Annotated in this window: 16 protein-coding genes; 6 read left to right on the top strand and 10 right to left on the bottom strand. The window is 42.3% G+C overall.

All coding sequences use genetic code 11. The features are described 5' to 3' along the window. Positions 1–148: 148 nt before the first annotated feature. A complete protein-coding gene (locus DS742_RS25015; protein WP_117419656.1) occupies positions 149–1,714 on the bottom strand; it encodes a plasmid pRiA4b ORF-3 family protein in 1,566 nt (521 codons plus the stop codon). A 387-nt stretch (positions 1,715–2,101) separates the two neighbouring features. Between DS742_RS25015 and DS742_RS25010 the strand changes: the two genes are divergently transcribed. The 5 genes from DS742_RS25010 to phoU all read left to right on the top strand — a co-directional run bounded on the left by DS742_RS25010 (position 2,102) and on the right by phoU (position 6,434). Further along, complete coding sequence (locus tag DS742_RS25010) at positions 2,102–3,031, top strand: phosphate ABC transporter substrate-binding protein (RefSeq protein WP_117419655.1); 930 nt, start codon at positions 2,102–2,104, stop codon at positions 3,029–3,031. 100 nt (positions 3,032–3,131) lie between these two features. Next, the gene (pstC, locus tag DS742_RS25005) at positions 3,132–4,070 is read left to right on the top strand and encodes a phosphate ABC transporter permease subunit PstC (protein WP_117419654.1); all 939 of its coding nucleotides are present in this window, start codon (positions 3,132–3,134) and stop codon (positions 4,068–4,070) included. Next, entirely contained in the window at positions 4,060–4,968 is a 909-nt protein-coding gene (pstA, locus tag DS742_RS25000; protein ID WP_117419653.1) for a phosphate ABC transporter permease PstA, read from the top strand. The genes pstC and pstA overlap by 11 nt, the downstream gene beginning before the upstream one ends. Continuing rightward, positions 4,965–5,729 carry a phosphate ABC transporter ATP-binding protein PstB gene (pstB, locus tag DS742_RS24995; RefSeq protein WP_117419652.1) on the top strand — a complete coding sequence of 255 codons (765 nt, stop codon included), beginning with the start codon at positions 4,965–4,967 and terminating at the stop codon, positions 5,727–5,729. The genes pstA and pstB overlap by 4 nt, the downstream gene beginning before the upstream one ends. A 42-nt stretch (positions 5,730–5,771) precedes the next feature. Next, a complete protein-coding gene (phoU, locus tag DS742_RS24990; protein WP_117419651.1) occupies positions 5,772–6,434 on the top strand; it encodes a phosphate signaling complex protein PhoU in 663 nt (220 codons plus the stop codon). A gap of 88 nt (positions 6,435–6,522) precedes the next feature. On the opposite strand, the gene DS742_RS24985 is transcribed toward phoU, so the two are convergent. The 9 genes from DS742_RS24985 to DS742_RS24945 all read right to left on the bottom strand — a co-directional run bounded on the left by DS742_RS24985 (position 6,523) and on the right by DS742_RS24945 (position 18,015). Next, positions 6,523–6,795 (bottom strand): HPr family phosphocarrier protein, encoded by a 273-nt coding sequence (locus DS742_RS24985; protein ID WP_117419650.1) that lies wholly within the window; start codon positions 6,793–6,795, stop codon positions 6,523–6,525. Between the two features lie 43 nt (positions 6,796–6,838). Beyond that, the gene (gene ascB / locus DS742_RS24980; RefSeq protein WP_117419649.1) at positions 6,839–8,263 is read right to left on the bottom strand and encodes a 6-phospho-beta-glucosidase; all 1,425 of its coding nucleotides are present in this window, start codon (positions 8,261–8,263) and stop codon (positions 6,839–6,841) included. Between the two features lie 9 nt (positions 8,264–8,272). Beyond that, positions 8,273–10,123, bottom strand: coding sequence for a beta-glucoside-specific PTS transporter subunit IIABC (locus tag DS742_RS24975; RefSeq protein ID WP_117419648.1), 1,851 nt, complete (start codon positions 10,121–10,123; stop codon positions 8,273–8,275). Between the two features lie 91 nt (positions 10,124–10,214). Next, positions 10,215–11,084, bottom strand: coding sequence for a BglG family transcription antiterminator LicT (gene licT, locus DS742_RS24970; protein WP_117419647.1), 870 nt, complete (start codon positions 11,082–11,084; stop codon positions 10,215–10,217). Positions 11,085–11,279: 195 nt separating this feature from the next. After that, positions 11,280–12,440 carry an N-acetylglucosamine-6-phosphate deacetylase gene (nagA, locus tag DS742_RS24965; RefSeq protein WP_117419646.1) on the bottom strand — a complete coding sequence of 387 codons (1,161 nt, stop codon included), beginning with the start codon at positions 12,438–12,440 and terminating at the stop codon, positions 11,280–11,282. 146 nt (positions 12,441–12,586) lie between these two features. Beyond that, complete coding sequence (locus DS742_RS24960; RefSeq protein WP_117419645.1) at positions 12,587–14,806, bottom strand: sensor histidine kinase; 2,220 nt, start codon at positions 14,804–14,806, stop codon at positions 12,587–12,589. After that, positions 14,778–15,491 carry a response regulator transcription factor gene (locus DS742_RS24955; protein ID WP_117419644.1) on the bottom strand — a complete coding sequence of 238 codons (714 nt, stop codon included), beginning with the start codon at positions 15,489–15,491 and terminating at the stop codon, positions 14,778–14,780. Before DS742_RS24955 ends, DS742_RS24960 begins: the two co-directional genes overlap by 29 nt. A gap of 216 nt (positions 15,492–15,707) precedes the next feature. Next, positions 15,708–16,658: a 3'-5' exoribonuclease YhaM family protein gene (locus DS742_RS24950; RefSeq protein ID WP_117419643.1), complete on the bottom strand. Its 951-nt coding sequence runs from the start codon at positions 16,656–16,658 to the stop codon at positions 15,708–15,710. A 46-nt stretch (positions 16,659–16,704) separates the two neighbouring features. Then, a complete protein-coding gene (locus tag DS742_RS24945) occupies positions 16,705–18,015 on the bottom strand; it encodes a S1C family serine protease (RefSeq protein ID WP_117419642.1) in 1,311 nt (436 codons plus the stop codon). A gap of 221 nt (positions 18,016–18,236) precedes the next feature. On the opposite strand from DS742_RS24945, the gene DS742_RS24940 reads away from it, so the two are divergent. Beyond that, positions 18,237–20,627, top strand: coding sequence for an endonuclease MutS2 (locus DS742_RS24940; RefSeq protein WP_117419641.1), 2,391 nt, complete (start codon positions 18,237–18,239; stop codon positions 20,625–20,627). Positions 20,628–20,646: the final 19 nt, after the last annotated feature.

Genomic DNA, 20,646 nt, shown 5'->3' with positions numbered 1-20,646 from the left:
AGGTATATCATACCAAAGCTTACGATAAAAGTCAACATGTTTTTAAAACTTTTTTGATTATTTTGAAAAACATGATTTTAATAACAATTATGGTAAAAAAGGGAGCTCATCCCAACTTACGGATGCGCTCCAAAGTTTTTGTCTATGATCAGGCCTTTTTCCCACAGCATTTCTTGTATTTCTTACCGCTTCCGCAAGGGCAGGTGTCGTTGGGATAGATCTTCTGAACGTTCTTCCTTTGAATACTAATTTCATCGAATCCCCTCATCGCCATCTCATAAGGTTTATGACCTCTGTTTTGTACCATTCTGGTATTATTCCAGATATCAGTTACAATCACAGCAAGTTTTTCCATATGTTCGGAAGATTCCATGAGAATTCCTGCTGCCTCTAAATCGTTTATAACTTCCTGAAGCTGTCCGCCCATACTGATTTCAGCCTGGACCTGGCGGAGAATGAGTGGGATCATTTCATCCGGAACACTTAATTCAGAAACCAGGAATTGACTGAGCCTGCTTAATTCACCTCCCATTAAGAATCCGGAATTATCCGCCATGAAGCGGATCTCCTGTTGAGTGGGAATATAATAGGGAACTTTCTTCTGCGTGCGCAAAAGTTTTGTATAGCTTTTTTGTTCTGATAATGCTGCATCTACGAAATTACCCTCTATATAGGTTACCATTAAGCGGTAAGGCCTTAAAGATTCATATGCATTTAAAAGTTCATCCGACGTCAGCTTCTTCTCTTCATATTTATTAAATGTTTCCAGAATAACAGACGGAGGGGTTATGGCATACAGGGAATTAGCGGCACAAAGATAGTCTCCGATTCTGCTTATGCGGGACCGTTCTTCCTGAAACTCTTCTGTATTAAATGCTTCATATGCCTTTATTACTTCCTTCGCAACCAGAAAACAGCGGTCTGACCCTGAAGTCACATATCCTCCGGCATAAAGATAGTCCATATTTTCTGCATCCAGATAATTAAGCTCTGTGCTGCCGGATATAACCTGTTCAAATGCTTTCATCTCACAGTCACGGACACAAAGAAAATAAGGCTTCATTATATTCTCATCTAATATATAAGAAATGGTTCTTTGCACTAATTCTTCTTTTTTAAACTTGCTGTATCCATCCATATGATGTCTTTTTGCAATTTCAATTATGCTGTTTTTATCGTAGCAGTCAAATATATCTGAAATGATGATGTCTTCAGATTTATCAGCCATCTGTTCCAGACGCAGATTCACTGCTGCCATATCATATTCCAGTCCTTTATCGGATGAGGCTTCCATAAGACCTGCGTATTCTTCCAAACTGCGGCAAGTCTCCGGAATCGATTCCCCCTTATATTTAATGACCCTGGCTGCCGTATCCTGATACTCATTTAAGTAATCTTCCGTCTGAATAACAAATTCCCAGCTCCCAGAGCCGAAAGATACATATGTAATTTTAGAATCCTTTGATATATGCCCGTCAATGCTGTCCGTTGACAAACCATACCGGTACTGACCCGAATGTTCTATATTCTCTGATGCTATCCGTATTTTTTCTGAACGAAACTCAAATTGATACGGGTATTGGCCGGACCAGCAAAATGACGCCTGAATCATATGGTGAAGTGATTCAAACGTTATTCCTTCAGGTACCAGAATCCTTCTCCAAATCGGCGGCTTGCTTCCTTTGATCGTGATTTTCAGTTGATATGCTCCCATGAAAACGTCCTCCATTCTCGTATCCTTTGTATCCGTTCTTTAATATTACGGAATCATCATTTGTTACTTCTATAATAAAATGCACGTAACAATTTACCACATTTGCTCCCACTCTGTCCAGTCCATCCCGCTATTTTTATAAAGAATAAAGGGATTTTTCCGTATTTCATCTGAAATTTAAGCATTTTACAATACAGAATAGAAATGGTTAAGAATCGAAAGCTCTTTTTTGAAAATACTAATTATGAAGAATTATACATCAATTATAGTGTTTTACACAAGCTTTACAGACTCTATACTAAAACATGATATCATAAACACAGACTGACTGCTATACTCCATGATGTAAGCGAAAGCAAAATTAAATGAAAAGAGGAGAAAGTGATTATGAAAAAAAATTTAGTAAAAATACTTGCAGCTGCCGGTATGGCAGTGTTAACAATGGGCGCAATAGCCGGATGCAGCAACAGCACGGCTGAGACAACTGCTGCTGAAACAAAAGCAGCTGAAACTACTGCCGCTGCCAGCGAAACTACTACCGCTGCCGCCGCAACAACCACCGCAAAAGCAACTGCAGACTTAAAGGGTTCCATCAGCATGGTTGGTTCTACCTCAATGGAAAAACTTGCAACTGCTTTAAGTGAAGTATTTATGGAGAAATATCCTGGTGTTACCGTTCAGGCTGAATTCGTTGGTTCCGGAGCAGGAATTGAAGCTGTTACCAACGGTGCTGCTGATATCGGAAATGCTTCCCGTAATTTAAAAGATGAAGAAAAAGCAAAAGGTGTTGTTGAAAATATTGTAGCGATTGATGGTATTGCAGTTGTAACCGATCCCGCTAATAAAGTTGAAAATCTGACAAAGGATCAGCTGATTGCCATCTATAACGGAACAACTGCCAACTGGAAAGACTTAGGCGGCGCTGATCAGCCTATCGTAGTAATCGGACGTGAATCCGGATCTGGTACAAGAAGTGCATTTGAAGAGTTATTAAAACTGGAAGATGCCTGCAAATACAGCAACGAACTTGACAGCACCGGCGCAGTAATGGCAAAGGTAGCATCTACCCCGGGTTCCATTGGTTACGTTTCTCTCGATGTACTTGACAAAACTGTAAAGACATTTAAGCTGGAAAACGTTGATCCTACACCAGAAAATATCAAAGCCGGCTCCTACTTCTTAAGCCGTCCGTTTGTTATGGCAACCAAAGGCGATATTTCCAAACAGAACGACAACGTTAAAGCATTATTTGATTATATCCATTCTGATGAAGGAAAAGAATTGGTAAAATCTGTTGGCTTAATCCCAGCTAACTAACCGGAACAGAAATAATCGTTCCTTCACATCATGAATGTACTGCATGGGGACGCAGCTGTAAGCTTACGCTACGTCCCCATTTCACGAAAGGAGCCATGATATGCAATCAAAGTCTTATTCCATATTTGGCGGTCACGGAAGTAAATCTGGTATTGAACATGCTGCAGAAGTGATTTTTACCATCTGCGGCTTCTTTGCTGTTCTGGCTGTGGCGTCAATCAGTATCTATATGTTAACAAGCGGCACTCCCGCTTTATTCAAAGTCGGAATTCTGGATATTTTATTTGGTTCTGTCTGGAAACCGGACGCGGCCGTACCAAGCTTTGGAATTCTGTATGTTATCTTAACCTCTATTGTGGGAACTGCTCTGGCTATCTTAATCGGTGTGCCCATCGGGGTTATGACGTCCGTATTTCTGGCGGAGGTAGCCCCTAAAAAGCTGGCCGATATCGTTCGTCCCGCAGTAGAACTTTTAGCAGGAATCCCTTCTGTTATTTATGGTCTTCTGGGAATCCTGATTCTCAATCCACTTATGTATGATCTGGAGCTGAAGATTTTTAAGGACTCTCCTACCCATCAGTTTACAGGAGGAGCAAATTTAATTTCAGCAGTTCTGGTGCTCGCTCTTATGATACTGCCTACCGTAATTAATATCAGCGAAACCGCCCTGCGTTCCGTGCCCCAGCATTTTAGAAGCGCTTCCCTTGCATTAGGTGCAACAAAAATTCAGACTATCTTTCATGTTGTAATTCCTGCTGCAAAATCAGGTATTATTACCGCAATTGTTCTCGGTACAGGAAGGGCCATCGGTGAAGCCATGGCAATCAGTCTGGTATCAGGAAGTTCTGTGAATTTTCCGCTTCCCTTCCATTCAGTCCGCTTCCTCACAACAGCAATTGTATCGGAAATGTCCTATGCATCAGGTCTTCATAAGCAGGTTCTTTTCACAATAGGACTGGTTCTTTTTGTATTTATTATGATGATCAATGTGATTTTAAACAGCCTTTTAAAGAAAGGAGGGGACAAAAATGACAAATGATCTCACAATCCCCGTTCATAGAGATTCCGTTATTGTAAATAGTATTTATAATGGCAGAAAAAGAGTCTCAGACTCACTCTTAACCTTACTTATTTATTTATGCGCTTTAATTTCGATTTTCATTCTTATCGGCATCATGGGATATGTGTTTGTAAGAGGGGTACCCCAACTGAGCATTGAGTTCCTTACTACAGTGCCAAGCACGATTAAAGGAACTTTCGGCATCCTGGGAAATATAGTCAATACTCTTTACGTGGTGGCAATCACACTGGTTATCGCCACCCCTATCGGTGTAGGCTCCGCCATTTATTTAAACGAATATGCGAAAGGCGGAAAAGTGGTCCGTACCATCGAGTTTACGACAGAAACACTCTCCGGCATTCCCTCCATCATTTTCGGACTTTTCGGATATGTATTCTTTGGCACAACCCTGGGACTTGGTTATTCCATTCTCACCGGTGCACTGACCTTATCCATTATGGTTCTGCCGCTGATCACCCGAACTACACAGGAAGCATTAAAAACAGTTCCTGAAAGCTACCGCTCCGGCGCTCTGGGGATCGGTGCAACCAAATGGTATATGATCCGTACTATTTTACTTCCCAGCGCAATGCCGGGTATTGTAACAGGAATTATTCTTGCAATCGGGCGAATTGTAGGTGAATCAGCTGCTCTTCTTTTTACGGCAGGAAGCGGTTATATCCTTCCCAGAAACTTTCTGGGAAAAATATTTGAATCCGGCGGTACACTGACGATTCAGCTTTACTTATGCATGCAGAAAGCCAAATACGATGAGGCGTTTGGAATAGCGGTGGTACTGCTTGTTATCGTACTTGCAATTAATGGTCTCGCAAAATATCTGTCCCATAAATTCAACACGGAGGCGAAAGAATCGTGAATACCAATACAATTAAAATATCATCCAGCCACTTAAATCTATATTATGGAACCAATCACGCCTTAAAGGATGTGAACCTGGAACTTTACAGTAACAAAATTACAGCATTTATCGGACCATCCGGGTGCGGAAAATCCACTTACTTAAAAACTTTAAACCGGATGAATGATCTGGTGCCCAATATTAAAATTGAAGGGGAAGTCCTTTTAGATGGAGAAAATATCTATGACTCAAGGGTAGATACCACTCTGCTGCGCAAAAAAATCGGTATGGTGTTCCAGCAGCCCAACCCTTTTCCCATGAGTATCTATGACAACGTTGCTTACGGACCCAGAATTCACGGTATCAAAAATAAATCGGAACTTGATGACATTGTGGAAAAAAGTTTAAAAGGAGCAGCTCTTTGGGAAGAAGTATCCGGGCGGTTAAAAAAGTCAGCTCTTGGTCTTTCCGGCGGCCAGCAGCAGCGTCTTTGTATTGCAAGAGCTTTGGCTGTAGAACCAGAGGTTCTGTTGATGGATGAACCAACTTCAGCCCTTGATCCCATCTCCACCTTGAAAATTGAGGACTTAATGGATGAGCTGAAGGAAAAATATACAGTGGCAATCGTAACCCACAACATGCAGCAGGCAACCCGTATTGCCGATCACACTGCTTTCTTTCTGGTAGGTGAGGTTGTGGAATACGCTCCTACTACTGAGCTTTTTACAGCTCCTAAGGATTCCAGGACTGAAGATTATATTACAGGCCGTTTCGGCTGATTCATATTTAAAATTTTAAACAAATTATAAGGAGAACCAGACATGACAACAAGAGTCAATTATGAACATGAATTAAATCTTTTAAATGATGATATTAAGGAGATGGGGCGGTTAGTGGAAAATTCCATTGAGCAGTGCTTTATCGCCTTTGAAGATCAGGATTTTGAAAAAGCGGAGGACATCATAAAGGGTGACCGTACCATTAATGATTTAGAGCGCTCCATAGAAGCCCGCTGCCTCTCCCTTATTCTTCGTCAGCAGCCGGTAGCCGGTGACTTAAGAGTGGTTTCCAGTGCTTTGAAGGTTGTTACGGATTTGGAGAGAATCGGAGACCATGCATCTGATATTGCAGAACTGATACTTCGTATTAAAGGGGAGCATGTTTATCATGTAGTCCGCCATATTCCTTCCATGGCAGCTGCTGCCAGAGAGATGGTGCGCAGTTCCATTGAAGCATTTATCAAACAGGATCTGGATACAGCAAAGGAAATTGAGAAGCAGGATGATGTAGTGGATGAGCTGTTTGGTAAGGTAAAGGTTGATGTAGTGGATTTATTAAAACAGTCTACCGAGCATATTGACCAGTGTATCGATTTGCTGATGATTGCCAAATATCTGGAGCGAATCGGAGATCATGCGGTGAATGTATGCGAATGGACCGAGTTCTCCAAAACAGGTGCTCTGAAAAATGTCCGGATTTTATGATGCTTTTACAATATAATGGTGCCGCATAACAGCTGTCTGATGACTGTTATGCGGCACCATTCGTGCTCTGCAAGGTATTAATCTATGGTTATTCTCCGCAATTGTCCTTTATGAATGCTGTTGCTGCTTCCAGCGCTTCTATTGCATCTGTCCCATTTGCTTCAAATGTAAGAACGTCTCCCTTTACTGCATCCATTGCCATAACTGAAACAATGTCTTTCGGCTGGTACTTTTTTGAAATCACCTTATTTTTGTAGACCTGAATATCGCACTGATACTCTTTTAAAAGTCTGACAAGCTGCAATGCAGGCCGAGCGTGAAGTCCCAATGAATTTGTTATTAATGCACTTCGTTTTTCCATGACTATCTTCTCCCTTTCATTTGATAGCTGTCAGATTTGATTGCTAATCCAACATTTCACCGTTGCTTTCAATCACCTTTTTATACCAGTTAAAGGACTTTTTCTTAATGCGATCCATTGTGCCGTTTCCATCATTGTCCCTGTCTACATAAATAAAACCATAGCGTTTATTCATTTCACCTGTTCCTGCACTCACAAGATCAATACAGCTCCAGGCCAGATAACCAAGGCATTTCACACCATCTTCCATGGCTGCTTTCATAGCTTTTATATGGTTTCTGGTAAATTCAATCCGGTAATCATCGTTAACGCTTCCATCCACCTCTATTTTGTCAGCGGCTCCCAGACCATTTTCCACAATAAACAATGGTTTCTGGTAGCGGTCATACAAATCATTCATTGTGATACGCAGTCCCATGGGATCTATCTGTCTTCCCCATGGCGTAATGTCCAGATGGGGATTTCTCAATGTGTGAATAGCATTGCCGTCAGCAACCTTACCGTTGATGGCAGGGCTCACACCTGCCAGGCGGCTGGAATAATAACTGAATGCAATATAGTCAACTGGATTGCAGCGCAAAATCTCTTCATCGCCGTCTTCCATGTTCAGAGAGACACTTTTCTCTTTCCAGATTCGTCGCACATAGGAGGGATATTTTCCGCGTACCTGTACATCGATAAATAAATAAGTATCCTGATTCTTTTCTACTGCTTCCCAGACATCGTCCGGATTGCAGCTATAGGGATAAAAGGATCCTGCTGCCAGCATACAGCCAACGTAAAGCTCCTCACCGCACTCATGAGCCATTTTAACTGCCAGTGCACTGGCAACCAGCTGATGATGGGCCGCCTGGTAGACAATCTGGCTGGTATTTTCTTCTTCCCGTATCGCCAGCCCACCTCCGAAAAAGGGAATGTGTGTAATCATATTAATTTCGTTAAAGGTTATCCAGTATTTAACTTTTTTCCCAAACCGTTTTAACAGTACTCTGCAATATTCTAAGTACAGGCTGATGAGTGCTCTGTTCTCCCAGCCGCCGTATTTTTTAGTCAATGCAAGGGGTGTATCAAAATGACAGATGGTTACAACCGGTTCCATATTATACTTTCTGCATTCGTCAAACAGGTCGTCATAAAATTTTAATCCTGCTTCATTTGGTTCCCCTTCTCCATTTGGAAAAATACGCGCCCAGCTGATTGATGTACGAAATGCTTTTATCCCTAATTCTTCCATTAAAGCAAGATCTTCTCTGTAACGGTGATAAAAATCGATGCCTTCATGACTTGGATAATAATCATACTTTTTTATAAGTGCCAGTTGCGGATGATACATTGCCTCTTTTCTGCCCAACTGTGCAGACGGAAGGATATCCATAGGGGATAAACCTTTTCCATCTTCCAGATAAGCTCCCTCACACTGGTTTGCAGCTACAGCTCCTCCCCAGAGAAAATCTGTTTCTATTTTCATAACAACTCCTTAAAGTACAGTGAAAAGTGGCTGTCCACTTTCAACCGTTCCCTCTTCACTTGCAATTATATCCAGATAATTTCCTGTATTGGTCACGATAACAGGAACTACTGTTTCGTATCCTGCTGCTTCAATTGCCTGTTTATCGAATTCCATCAGAAGATCACCGGTTTTAACTACATCACCATCTGTTACATAAGCCGTAAAGTGCTTACCCTCTAGTTCCACCGTATCAATACCAATGTGGATCATTAATTCTACTCCCTCACTGCTCCTTAGTCCAATAACGTGCTTTGTCCTAAATACAGTTACAACCTCCCCGTCGAACGGAGCTGTAATTCTGCCGTCTGAAGGTTCTACTGCCATTCCTTTTCCTGCTATTTCCTTCGCAAATGTCTCATCGTTTACCTTTGAAAGGTTCACTTTCCTACCATTAACAGGACTGGATATAATAATTTTTTTGCTCTTTTGTACCTGTTCCTTTGCTTCACTGTATTTATCCTGCTCACGATCCCCTTCCTTTTCCAGTTCTTTAAATCCATAAAACCAGGTTAATACAAAGGTAATGCAAAATCCAATGGTACAGGAAACGAGCGCATGGATTACATTCATTGGATTTTCACCAATAAATATCGGCAGGGAAAGAAGACCAGGAGTCCCTGATGTATAACGGACCACGCCCATCAGACCGGCGTAAAAGCCACCTGCTGCACCCCCAAGCATAACCGACACAAGTACTTTCTTATATTTAATGGTAACTCCGTACATGGCAGGTTCTGTAATTCCCATTAATGCGGTGATTCCTGCAGAGGATGCCTGCTGCTTAAACTGCCTGTCTTTTGTTTTAAATGCCACACAAAGTGCAGCAGCTCCCTGACAAATGTTTGAGACAAGGCTTCCAGGTCCCATAACTGCTTCATAACCGTAAGTAGTATAGGATGTCATCAATATAGGAAGAAAACTCCAGTGCATCCCTGTTAAAACCAAAAGGGGCATAAAAGCACCCATGAGCATGGGAACCAGCCAGCTTACCCGGCTATTTAGGAAATCCGTTACCGCTGCAATCACAGTACCAACATAAGAACCCAAAGGTCCCAGCACAATCAAAACAACCGGTGCAACAATTAATATAGTTAAAACCGGTTTCATCAAAAACTTTACCGGCTTTGGTGAAATCTTATCGGCAAACCGTTCCACATAGGTCATCAGCCAGACTGCCAGTATAATCGGAATTACGCTGGAACCATAATTAACCAGTTTTACAGGAAGCCCCAGAAAGAATACCGGATCGCCTGCAGATACCATTTTAGCAAAATTGGGGTGAAGCAAAATTCCACCCATCATAACTGCCAGATAGGGATTACAGCCCATTTTCCGGGCAGATGAAAAGGCCAGCATAACCGGAAGAAAATAAAAACCGGCATCTGCAATGAAATTTAATATGGAGTAAACCTGGGACTCCTTATTCATTCCAAGGAGAACACAGATTACCAGAATAGCTTTTATCATACCTGCAGCAGTAATTGCCGGTATAACCGGCGTAAAAATGGAAGCGAAAATATCCATTAATGTATCTAATTTTCCTGCTCTTTTCATTGGCACTGCTGATTCGTCAATCTGCCCCATCTTTCTTATCTCATCACAAACGTTTGACACATCGGTACCTATTATGATCTGATACTGTCCCAGTTTCTTTGCTGCACCTAACACACCGTTTATTTGTTTTATTTTATTTAAATCGATTTTTGATTCGTCTTTAAAATTCATTCTAAGGCGGGTAGCGCAATTGTTCAGCTGTGTTATATTTTCACTTCCGCCCGTATGCTCTAAGATTTCTTTCGCTAATTCATAATGATTCATAATTTTCTCCTGGTTCTATGTTAATATCTATATGAAATAAAAAGGTGTCGACGTTCCTTTTTATTAAATCCTGGTTCTGATATTACTGACTTCACCGGGTTTCGTTTCTGCTCTCTTTGATTTCCCTTTCTGCAACCCGGTTGATATGGAGCATAAAATAGATCATTTCTTCCTGGGAAATTGTAATATTGTATTTTTTTATGAAATAGTCCTTAACTTTATCCGCACATGCTTTTGCATGAGGCATTTTTACTTTTATCTGATCATAAAGGAAATTATCTTCTGACATAAATATTTCTTTTTTTAACAGCCTTCTTGCAAAAAAGCGGATATGAGTGACAAAGCGGCTGTAATTTAACGTATCTTCATTTAGTTCAATCTGATAATGGTATTTAACAAGATTCAAAACGTCATGTTCAATTTCTGCTACCGCCATCGTCTGCTTAATTTCCTCACCATTCTGCTGTGCATTTATAAAATGAAGTGCAATAAATCCTATTTCATCATCCGAAAGATAAATTTTTTCATAATATCTGATCAGGTTGAGTGAATTTTTTGCTGCCTGATATTCCTTTGGATAATAGTTCCTTATCTCCCAGAGTAAAGCATTTTTTATCGCCAGACCTGTCTTGTATCTGGATATAGTATAGCTGATGTGATCTGTTAACCCAATATAGATACTGTCATGAAATGTAACCTCCAGCTCTTCCTGGGCCTGTTCAATTATTTTATTTGCCAGTTCCACCTGATTTAAGGGTATTTCCTTTAATAAGGTAATATATTTAGAATAAGTTTCAGGGGATTCGAATATAAATTTTTTATCGATTTTGTCTATGTCGACTATATCTCCGATCTGTTTTTGAAATGCGATTCCTTTCCCCAAGAGTATCACTTCAGACATCTTATCATCTTCCGCTAAAATAATATTGTTATTGTATATTTTTTTAACACGATAATTCATCTTTTGATTCCTCCTCTTTTAAATAAAAAACACCTAAATCAGTATGCATAGTTTCATATGCACACTGATTTAGGTGTTGCCTGCTGAACAGTTACAATCCCTTAATAGTATAAGTATAACATATTATAAAGGGATATAACAACTGTGTATCATTACATATTAATGAATAGTTTTTTGTGCACTTTCCACAACCATTCAGGTGTTACAACCTGCTTTATCAACCATTTTCATTCCTCTGCAATATGTCTCCACTACATCATAAGCATCGTTCAGCACCACAATATCCGCATCGTATCCGGCATTCAAACGCCCTTTCCTGTCATCCATCCCCAGACACCTGGCCGGGTTTATGGTACAGGAATTAAGAGCAGAATCAAAAGGCACCATGGCTTCCTCCACCAGGAGCTTTAATCCCATGTTCATCTTTAAGGTACTGCCAGCTATGGTTTCCGTTCCCTTTAAATAAGCAAGACCATTCTCCCTGACTTCGATGTCATGACCTCCCATCTGGAACTGGCCTCCTGCCGGACAATTCTTGGCTCTCAGGGAATCGCTGATCATAATGGCATAATCCCTGCCTTTTGCCGTATAGTAGTTATTTAAGGCTGCCAGGTGGCTGTGGCATCCATCACAGATGATTTCCCCGTAAATGTCCCTTACTCGAAGGGCAGTGCCTACCAGCCCCGGGTCCCGGTGATGATAGGCTGTCATGCCGTTATAGACATGCGTCATGGAAGTGACTCCATTGGCAATTCCCATGAGAGCCTGGTCATACGTGGCAGCTGAATGGCCCATGCTCACCACTACACCATGCTTTTTACAGTATTTTGTAAGAGCAAAGTTTTCATCCCGTTCTGGGGCAAGAGTGATATATTTAATCTTTCCTTTTGCCGCCTTCTGATAACTCTCAAACTGCTCTACGGAGGGCTTTGCTATGGCTTCCGGAGGCTGTGCTCCCTTGTATTTCATGTCCAGATAAGGTCCTTCGAAATGAATTCCCAGGATCTCAGCTCCTTCATAACCTTCATTTACCACATCCGCTATGTTGGAAACTGCTTTTTCCAGAACTCCGGGCATCTGTGTAACTGTCGTCGGCAAAAGTGCAGTAACCCCCTCTTCCGGAATCCTTTTAACCCAGTCTCTGAGTCCCTGGGGGTCTCCGTCATTGGTATCATAGCCGTATGCTCCATGGGTATGGATATCAATAAACCCCGGTACAATCCGGTCGTTTCCATAATCATGTTCTGCCGGATGGGTTCCATACCCGTTCACTGCTGAAATTTTTCCTTCTGACAGTTCAAGCTGTGCCGGAATAAACTGTCCCGCGATCCAGACGCGTTTGCTCTGTATTATCATATTCGTACTCCTCTCTCCTTCCGGTTTCCTATACTGGTGTGACAGACTGAATCTGATCTTTCTTTCAGTATAAACAGTTATTATCCGGTTTTCAAGAAGTTTTGGAAATTTTTTTTATTTTATTTTTATTTTCGAAAATCATATCCTTACATAATCGGCCAGCGTATTATGACCCGGAATAAATCAGCCTCTGTTTCAACGGTAAGTTTTCCGTTCTGCAGCTCCACAAAGCTTTTCGCTATAGCCATACCAAGGCCGGAACCTTCTGTATTGCGGGCCTGATCACCTCTGGCAAAACGTTCCGTAATTTCCTCCGGATTAAAGGTTAGTTCTGCAGCTGAAACATTTTTTAATATAATGACGACCCAGCCATTGTCTTTTTTCATATCAATGTAAGCACGCGTTCCAGGCATTGCATATTTTATGATATTGGTCAGCAGATTATCAAAGATACGATAAGTCTTTTGGCTGTCCAGAGAAAGTATAATTTTCTCGTCGGGTAAATTCCAGCGAAAATCAATGGTTGATTCCTCAATCTTATCACAAAGCTCAAAACTGACCTCTTTTAACAGACTGACAATATCAACATCTTCCAGATCCAGTGTCACATTGTTGCTGTTCGCCTTGCTGATCTCAAACAAATCCTCGATCAGCGCCTTTAACCGCATGGATTTCTGTTCCAGAATATCGATATAGGCTTTGCGCTGTTCCGGAGTCGCATGATCATCCTTTAATAAATTAACATAGGTTATAATGGCTGTAAGGGGTGTCTTTAAATCATGAGACATATTGCTGATTAAATCAGTTTTCAGTTTCTGGCTTTTTACCTCCTCATCAACTACCACCTTAAGTCCGCTCTGTATCTTTTGTATTTCCTTCTTAAATGCTTCAAACACACCCAGATCCTCTTCGATTACTACCTCTAAATTCCCTTCGGCAATCTGATTGGTTGCTTTTAACAGCATATTATATTTGCTGCTTAAATCCAGGTAGTACTTTCTCATAACGAAAAACAGAATAATGGAGTAAACAAATATTGCACCGATACCCAAAAACCACAGACTGCACAAAACAGTAAGAACAATAAAATTCACTGCTGCAATCTTGAAGATTGTCCGGTCTGATTTATCCTGCAAATTAATGTTTGCCAGATATCCGAACAATTTTCTCAGACTTCTTATCACCCAGCCCCAGAACAGGCCGCATATGGTTCTCTCCCTTAAATAACGGCCGATGCCAATGTGAAACACATCTCTGATACACAGGACAGACCAGTAAATGACCGCAAAGGGCACCAGCCACCAGAGAAAATTCCACAGCTTTACCATGATATCCGCTACCACAGGAAGAAAATTGGCACGCAAAAGAGCATTGTATAAATCCCCCCGGTTTGTCACAGCTACCAGACTGGTAAGCCCTGCGCCAAAAGCAACCGAACCGGCACCAATGCCTGCCACAAGTTCGAATGGAGTTCTTAAAAGACCAACACTGTCTGCAAGTGTCACATCAAAGCAGGAAATGAAAAGGGCAAGAGCAGCCACTGCACAAATCAGCCCGATAAATATACGGGTAACACTTCCGGAGTTCTCATAAGCAGTCCAGATATTACCGTTCGTATCCTTCAGAGCGTCTATCTGCTGCTCTGACATGCCATAGGCAAATGTCACACTTCTGGGATTAGATAGTCTAAACTTCCCTTCAGGGAAGTACTGTTCATCGTAATAACTCTCCATGGGATCTGCATCGCCGAAATCCTGAAGCGTATTGAGTAAGTAAGCTGTATTCTCCCCTCTCACACAGGATATATCCATGCGTCCCAGTTCATCGTAATGCAAAACTGCCTGAAACACATAATGGCTGTTGTTGGGGATAAACCGTCCCTCTGAATGATCCAGTATCACTTTGCCGTTTTCATCTATCATCTGATAATCAATGGAGTTTCGAATGCTCCCGAAATACCGGTTCCAGTTTTCATATTCCCGTATGCAATTCTTACGCAGACTTCTTAAATATTCAGTTTTTTCATCCCCGTCATCTGTAAAAATCTCATCATCAGGTGTCCCAGCACTCTTTTCATTTTCACCGCCGCTACCGGCTTTCAGCTCTGTCTCTGCTTCCGGTAAAAAATATTGAAAGGGCGAAAGTATCTTATTCTGCTCTGCCTGCGCATCCTCCATTGCCAGAACGTAATTGCCGAAAACCAGGTGTCTCAAAAAAGCATTTTCTTCATATACCGGAACGCCGTTCCGGGAAGATTCGTTTTCAAAGAAGGGGTAAAGCCCTACCATAATAAATGCTGCTGCAAAAACAACTGCTGCTGCAAGAAGCACACTGATTCTATGCCTGTTTTTCAATTTTATATCCAACTCCCCACACCACCTTTAAATATTTCGGTTCCTTCGGATTTAATTCAATCTTTTCCCGGATTTTTCTTATATGCACCATAATGGTATCGGTATTGATGGCCCGCTCATTCCAGACTCTTTCATAAATTTCTTCCGCCGAAAATACCCTTCCAGGATTTTTCATAAGCAGCGCCAGGATCTTAAATTCAATGGGAGTCAGCTTTACCGGTTTCTCATCTACCGTAACCTCAACCGTATCTTCATTTAATTCCAGCCCTCCGATGGCATAGACATTGCTTTTCTCTTTCTGTTCCTTCGCTTCCAGCATATCCATATATTTTCTGTACCGCCTCAGCTGGGAATTCACTCTGGCAAGGAGTTCCATGGGGGTAAAGGGCTTTGCAACATAATCGTCCGCCCCGATATTTAAACCCATAATCTTATCCACTTCTTCTGACTTGGCAGACAGAATAATCACCGGAAAATCAAATTTTTCCCGCAGCTTAACAGTCATGGTAATTCCATCCATCCGCGGCATCATGACATCAACAATCGCAAGATGAATTTCCTCCTTTTCCAGTATTTTAAGGCCTTCTAAACCGTCTGCAGCCTGAAACACTTCGTATCCCTGACTTCTTAAGTATATTTCAACTCCCTGCCTGATTTCTTTGTCATCTTCAACTAATAAGATGTGGTTTGCGTCCATGTGATCTCTCCTTATCTATCATAATCCGCTGTTTCCTCCCAGCGTTCCATGCATTTATTATACCTCACTCCTATATGTTTTCTCTACATTCTTAGGATAAATTACCATTCTTAAATTGATTGACAGAGAAAACGAAAGAAATTCTAAAATTCCCCGTACTTCTTCGCACGCAAAAAAGGTGCTAAGGAAAAACAGCTTCCTTAAACACCTTATCATCTAGATCTCGTTTGTAGTTTTTCTGATATTTGTGTCCATCAGTCTGTTAAATCCAAGCCAGCCGTTATTGTCCCCGGCGGCTTTCAGCACTTCTATCATCGTCTCTAACTTTGCGTCTGTGTTATCCGCAAAGTTAAGAGCCAGAGCCTCTATCAGAGCCGGTTTTTTCGGCGAACCGTATTCCAGTTCTCCGTGATGGGCTAAAATGCAATGCTTTAATTCAGTAGCAGACTTCTCCGGGAATCCGGGAATGGTACGGATTCTCTCACCCACCATCTCCGTTCCGATGATGATGTGACCAAGAAGCTGTCCGTCATCGGTGTAATCATTCTCAGGAAACGTGGATAGTTCTTTTGTCTTTCCGATGTCATGAAACATGGCAGCCGTCAGCAAAAGATCCCGGTTAATCAAAGGATAGAATCCAGCATAATAATCGCAAAGCTTCACTACACCCAGTGTATGCTCCAGCAGTCCGCCTACAAATCCATGATGTACGCTTTTGGCTGCAGAGTGGAACTGGAACGCCTTGGCAAATGCTGCATCCTCTATAAAAAAGCTTTCTAAAAGTGCTCTGTAATGAGGACTTTTTACAGACCGGATAAAGCCTGTCAGTTCTTCAAACATCACTTTTATATCTTTGGCAGAGACAGGAAGATAATCCCCAGGGATATATTCTCCTTCTTCTGCTTTCCTGATTCTCTTAATATTCAGCTGATTGGAATTCTGGAAAACCGTTACATCTGCATCTATGTATACATAATCCAGAGTCTCAAAGTTTCCGATACCCGGGGATCCCAGATCCCAGATTTTAGCATCTACAGTCCCGGTTTTATCCTGAAGTATCAGGTTGCCGTACTCCTTTCCTGACTTTGTCAGGGAAATCTGCCTGTTTTTGCATAAAAACACATCAGAAACATGCATTCCTTCCCGGAATGATTCAATATACTTCATTTTTTTCCTCCATATCTCACTGACAGCAACAAGGAAGCCAGGATATTTACCTGGCTCCGATGGTTACCTGATATTGTATCTTTTTATATTCTTCCCGCCCATTGCGGGATACAGTCACGGGAATGATCTGCCCCGGACTGGATTTTTCCAGAACCACCTGAAAATCCTTCATGGTAACAATGGCTGCTCCGCCCATCTCGGTGATAATATCACCGCTCTGTATTCCTGTATTATAAGCAGGGCTGTCTGTATTCACTTCCACCACATATACGCCAAGAGGCATACCGCTGCTGTTCATGACTGAGGTCACTTCCTGACCTTTGATTCCAAAGTACGGGAATGGCGCACCATTGCTCATCTTTTCCAAAATACTCTTATAATCGGATATGGCCATGGCTGCTGTCATATCTTTACTGCTGTCGTTCTTATACTGGTCCGTCACCCAGCCGATGATCTGACCGGAAGTGTTCATGAGAAACGTACCGGTTCCGGCATTCCCCCTGACATCAGTATACAGGATTCTGGTCATACCATCTATCGTCTGAACATTCTTTGTTATAAAAGAAATATAACCATATCCGGTGGAATGAACCATTCCCGCAGGAGCTCCGATTGCAACCACAATATCTCCCTGCTTAACCGAATAAGAATTGCCAAGTTCAATCGCCTTAATCTCTTCCAGCAGGGACCTGCTAAGTTCAGCTGTGGATACGCTGACGATTGCCATACCAGACAGCTTATCTGTCTGCTTAATCTTTCCCTGAACTTCTGTTCCATCGGAAAAAGCAACACGAATCGCTTCTGCATCTTCTACCGCACCTTCCGGTGTTAATATCAGAAGCTCCTGGTTAGCAGATGCAGTAATCACTCCGGAAAACAAACCTGAGTTTTCTACCGGATTATTAAACCAGTCCGTCTGAGTCTTTACGGAATGAACCGTAACGATTCCCTTGTCCGCCTTTTGTACCATAGATTTTAAGCTTCCGTAAAGAGTATTCAGATCATCCACGGAAAATGGATACTTTTCCATGGCAGACTTCAGAATATCCTCGATCGGTTCCGTCTCTGCCACAGTTGTAGCAGTTTCAGCCGCAGAAGTAACGGTCTCAGGCTCATCCTTTGGTATGGTCACCGGAGTCGTCTCACCGGTGGATTCTCCCACAAGTAATCTCTCAGCTACAGGTCTGGATATGACAAATGTAACTGCCGCAACCATTCCGAAAATAACCGCAGTCACTAAAAGACCCAGAAATCTCTTAAGCATATCCCTTTTTGACATGGGCTGTTTTACAATCTTTTCATTGATAAAACGGCGAGGCTCCGCCTTTCTATCATCTGGCCCGTTATTTTCCGGCATACTTACCCTCCTTTTCAGAAGACCTAAGTACTATTATAAGGTTCTTCCCGGTTTTATGCAAGAAAAACATATGAAACAACCATAATAACCAGGAAAACAAAAACCAGAGGATTGCAGTTTTTGTCTCTCCTATGCTATACTGTAACCGATCCCATTATTCAAGAACCGGTTATGATACCGGTCAATTATCCATAAAGAAAGCAGAATAATAAGGTATATTTATGAACCAAAAAGCACTGAAAACATTAGAATACCATAAAATAATCGAGCAGCTCACGGAATATGCCTCCTGTGAATCCGGAAAAGAACTTTGCCGTAAGCTGGTTCCATCCACGGATTATGAGGAAATAACCACCTCCTTACGGGAAACCACCGATGCAGTCACCAGAGTCCGTCAGAAGGGCGGAATTTCTTTCGGAGGAGTTAAGGATATCCGGGCCTCCTTAAAACGGCTGGAGGTAGGCAGTTCTCTTGGAATCATAGAGATTTTATCCATCAGCTCCATCCTCACTGCTTCCGCAAAAGCAAAGGCTTATGGCCGTCATGAGGATCAGGAGATATCCGAAGATTCCCTGGAAGAATTTTTCCGTATACTGGAACCACTGACTCCGGTTAACAACGAGATCAAGCGCTGTATCATTTCTGAGGAAGAAGTCAGCGATGATGCCAGTCCCGGGCTCCACCATGTCAGGCGTTCCATGCGCTCGATCAATGATAAGATCCACACACAGATGAATTCCATATTAAATTCCAGCCGTTCTTACTTGCAGGATGCGGTTATTACCATGAGAGACGGAAGATACTGTCTCCCGGTAAAGGCCGAACACAAATCCCAGGTTTCCGGAATGGTACATGACCAGTCTTCTACCGGCTCCACACTTTTTATCGAGCCTATGGCAATTGTGAAACTGAATAACGATTTAAGGGCTCTGGAAATCCAGGAACAGAAAGAAATCGAGATGATCCTGGCAGATTTAAGCAATCAGCTGGCACCTTATTTAGAAGAGCTGGAGACGAACTTCCATACTCTTACCAGACTGGATTTCATCTTTGCTAAAGCGGCGCTGGCCAAACATTATAACGCCAGTGAACCTATTTTTAACACAAAACATGAAATTCACATCAAAGACGGACGTCATCCTCTGCTGGATCCAAAAAAGGTTGTTCCCATTAACCTTCACTTAGGGAAAACCTTCGACCTTTTAATTGTTACAGGTCCCAATACCGGCGGTAAGACAGTATCCTTAAAAACAGTAGGTCTGTTTACCCTGATGGGACAGTCCGGTCTTCATATACCGGCATTTGACGGTTCGGAACTGGCAGTATTTGATGAAGTGTTTGCGGATATCGGAGATGAACAGAGCATTGAACAGAGCCTCAGTACGTTTTCCGCTCACATGACAAATATCGTACAGATCTTAAGCAAGGCAGACAGCAATTCTCTCTGCCTGTTTGATGAACTTGGAGCCGGTACCGATCCTACGGAAGGAGCAGCCCTGGCAATTTCCATCCTTTCTTTCCTTCACAACATGAAGTGCCGTACCATGGCAACCACTCATTACAGTGAATTAAAGGTCTTTGCCCTTACTACTCCAGGCGTGGAAAATGCCTGCTGTGAATTCAATGTGGAGACGCTGCAGCCTACCTACCGGATTCTGATCGGCGTGCCAGGTAAAAGTAATGCCTTTGCCATCTCGAAGAAGCTTGGACTGCCGGAATATATCATCGATGAGGCAAAAAATCATCTGGAAGCAAAGGATGAGACATTTGAAGATCTGCTGGCACATCTGGAAGAGAACAGAGTTACGATTGAAAAAGAACGGATTCAGATCGCCTCCTATAAGCTTGAAGTGGAACAGTTAAAAGCACGCTTAACCCAAAAAGAGGAGCGGCTTGACGAACGCCGGGATAAGATGATAAAAGACGCCAGGGAAGAGGCCCAGAGAATCTTGCGGGATGCCAAGGATACGGCGGATCAGACCATACGCCAGATCAACAAGCTGGCTTCCGATTCCGGAGTCAGCAAGGAACTGGAGGCAGAACGAAGCCGGTTAAGAAATAAACTTCAGGATGTGGATTCTTCTCTGTCTTTAAAGAGAGAAAAGAAAAATCCCGGAAAAGGTATTGATCCGAAAAAACTGAAGCTGGGAGACGGAGTCAAGGTTTTAAGCATGAACTTAAACGGAACCGTAAACTCCCTTCCTAATGCCAAAGGTGATTTATACGTTCAGATGGGCATTCTCCGGTCACTGGTTAACATATCGGATCTGGAACTGCTCTATGATGATTCTGTTTCGGCTCCTTCAAACAACGGGGCTAAGAAGGCAGGAAGCGGAAGCAGTTCTACCCGTATGTCCAAATCCTTTTCCATTTCACCTGAAATAAATTTAATCGGCATGACCACAGATGAAGCGATTCCTCAGCTGGATAAATATTTGGACGACGCTTACCTTGCCCATCTTCCCCAGGTACGGGTGGTTCACGGACGCGGTACCGGTGCCTTAAAAAATGCGGTTCATAAGCACTTAAAGAGATTAAAATACGTGAAGGAATTCCGGCTTGGTGTCTTCGGTGAAGGAGATTCCGGAGTAACCATTGTTATATTTAAATAAATTTAGAACGGGGGATCCA

This window comes from Lacrimispora amygdalina, from assembly GCF_003432035.1.
Classification (GTDB): Bacteria; Bacillota; Clostridia; order Lachnospirales; family Lachnospiraceae; genus Lacrimispora; species Lacrimispora amygdalina.
This window is presented reverse-complemented; position numbering and strand designations above follow the sequence as displayed.

Bases quoted from the DNA above. Each gene is read 5' to 3' on its own strand.
- phoU (WP_117419651.1), top strand. From the start codon at position 5,772: ATGACAACAAGAGTCAATTATGAACATGAATTAAATCTTTTAAATGAT.
- licT (WP_117419647.1), bottom strand. From the start codon at position 11,084: ATGAATTATCGTGTTAAAAAAATATACAATAACAATATTATTTTAGCG.
- DS742_RS24985 (WP_117419650.1), bottom strand. From the start codon at position 6,795: ATGGAAAAACGAAGTGCATTAATAACAAATTCATTGGGACTTCACGCT.
- nagA (WP_117419646.1), bottom strand. From the start codon at position 12,440: ATGATAATACAGAGCAAACGCGTCTGGATCGCGGGACAGTTTATTCCG.
- DS742_RS24945 (WP_117419642.1), bottom strand. From the start codon at position 18,015: ATGCCGGAAAATAACGGGCCAGATGATAGAAAGGCGGAGCCTCGCCGT.
- DS742_RS24950 (WP_117419643.1), bottom strand. From the start codon at position 16,658: ATGAAGTATATTGAATCATTCCGGGAAGGAATGCATGTTTCTGATGTG.
- DS742_RS25010 (WP_117419655.1), top strand. From the start codon at position 2,102: ATGAAAAAAAATTTAGTAAAAATACTTGCAGCTGCCGGTATGGCAGTG.
- pstC (WP_117419654.1), top strand. From the start codon at position 3,132: ATGCAATCAAAGTCTTATTCCATATTTGGCGGTCACGGAAGTAAATCT.
- DS742_RS24940 (WP_117419641.1), top strand. From the start codon at position 18,237: ATGAACCAAAAAGCACTGAAAACATTAGAATACCATAAAATAATCGAG.
- DS742_RS24955 (WP_117419644.1), bottom strand. From the start codon at position 15,491: ATGGACGCAAACCACATCTTATTAGTTGAAGATGACAAAGAAATCAGG.
- DS742_RS24975 (WP_117419648.1), bottom strand. From the start codon at position 10,123: ATGAATCATTATGAATTAGCGAAAGAAATCTTAGAGCATACGGGCGGA.
- pstA (WP_117419653.1), top strand. From the start codon at position 4,060: ATGACAAATGATCTCACAATCCCCGTTCATAGAGATTCCGTTATTGTA.
- ascB (WP_117419649.1), bottom strand. From the start codon at position 8,263: ATGAAAATAGAAACAGATTTTCTCTGGGGAGGAGCTGTAGCTGCAAAC.
- DS742_RS25015 (WP_117419656.1), bottom strand. From the start codon at position 1,714: ATGGGAGCATATCAACTGAAAATCACGATCAAAGGAAGCAAGCCGCCG.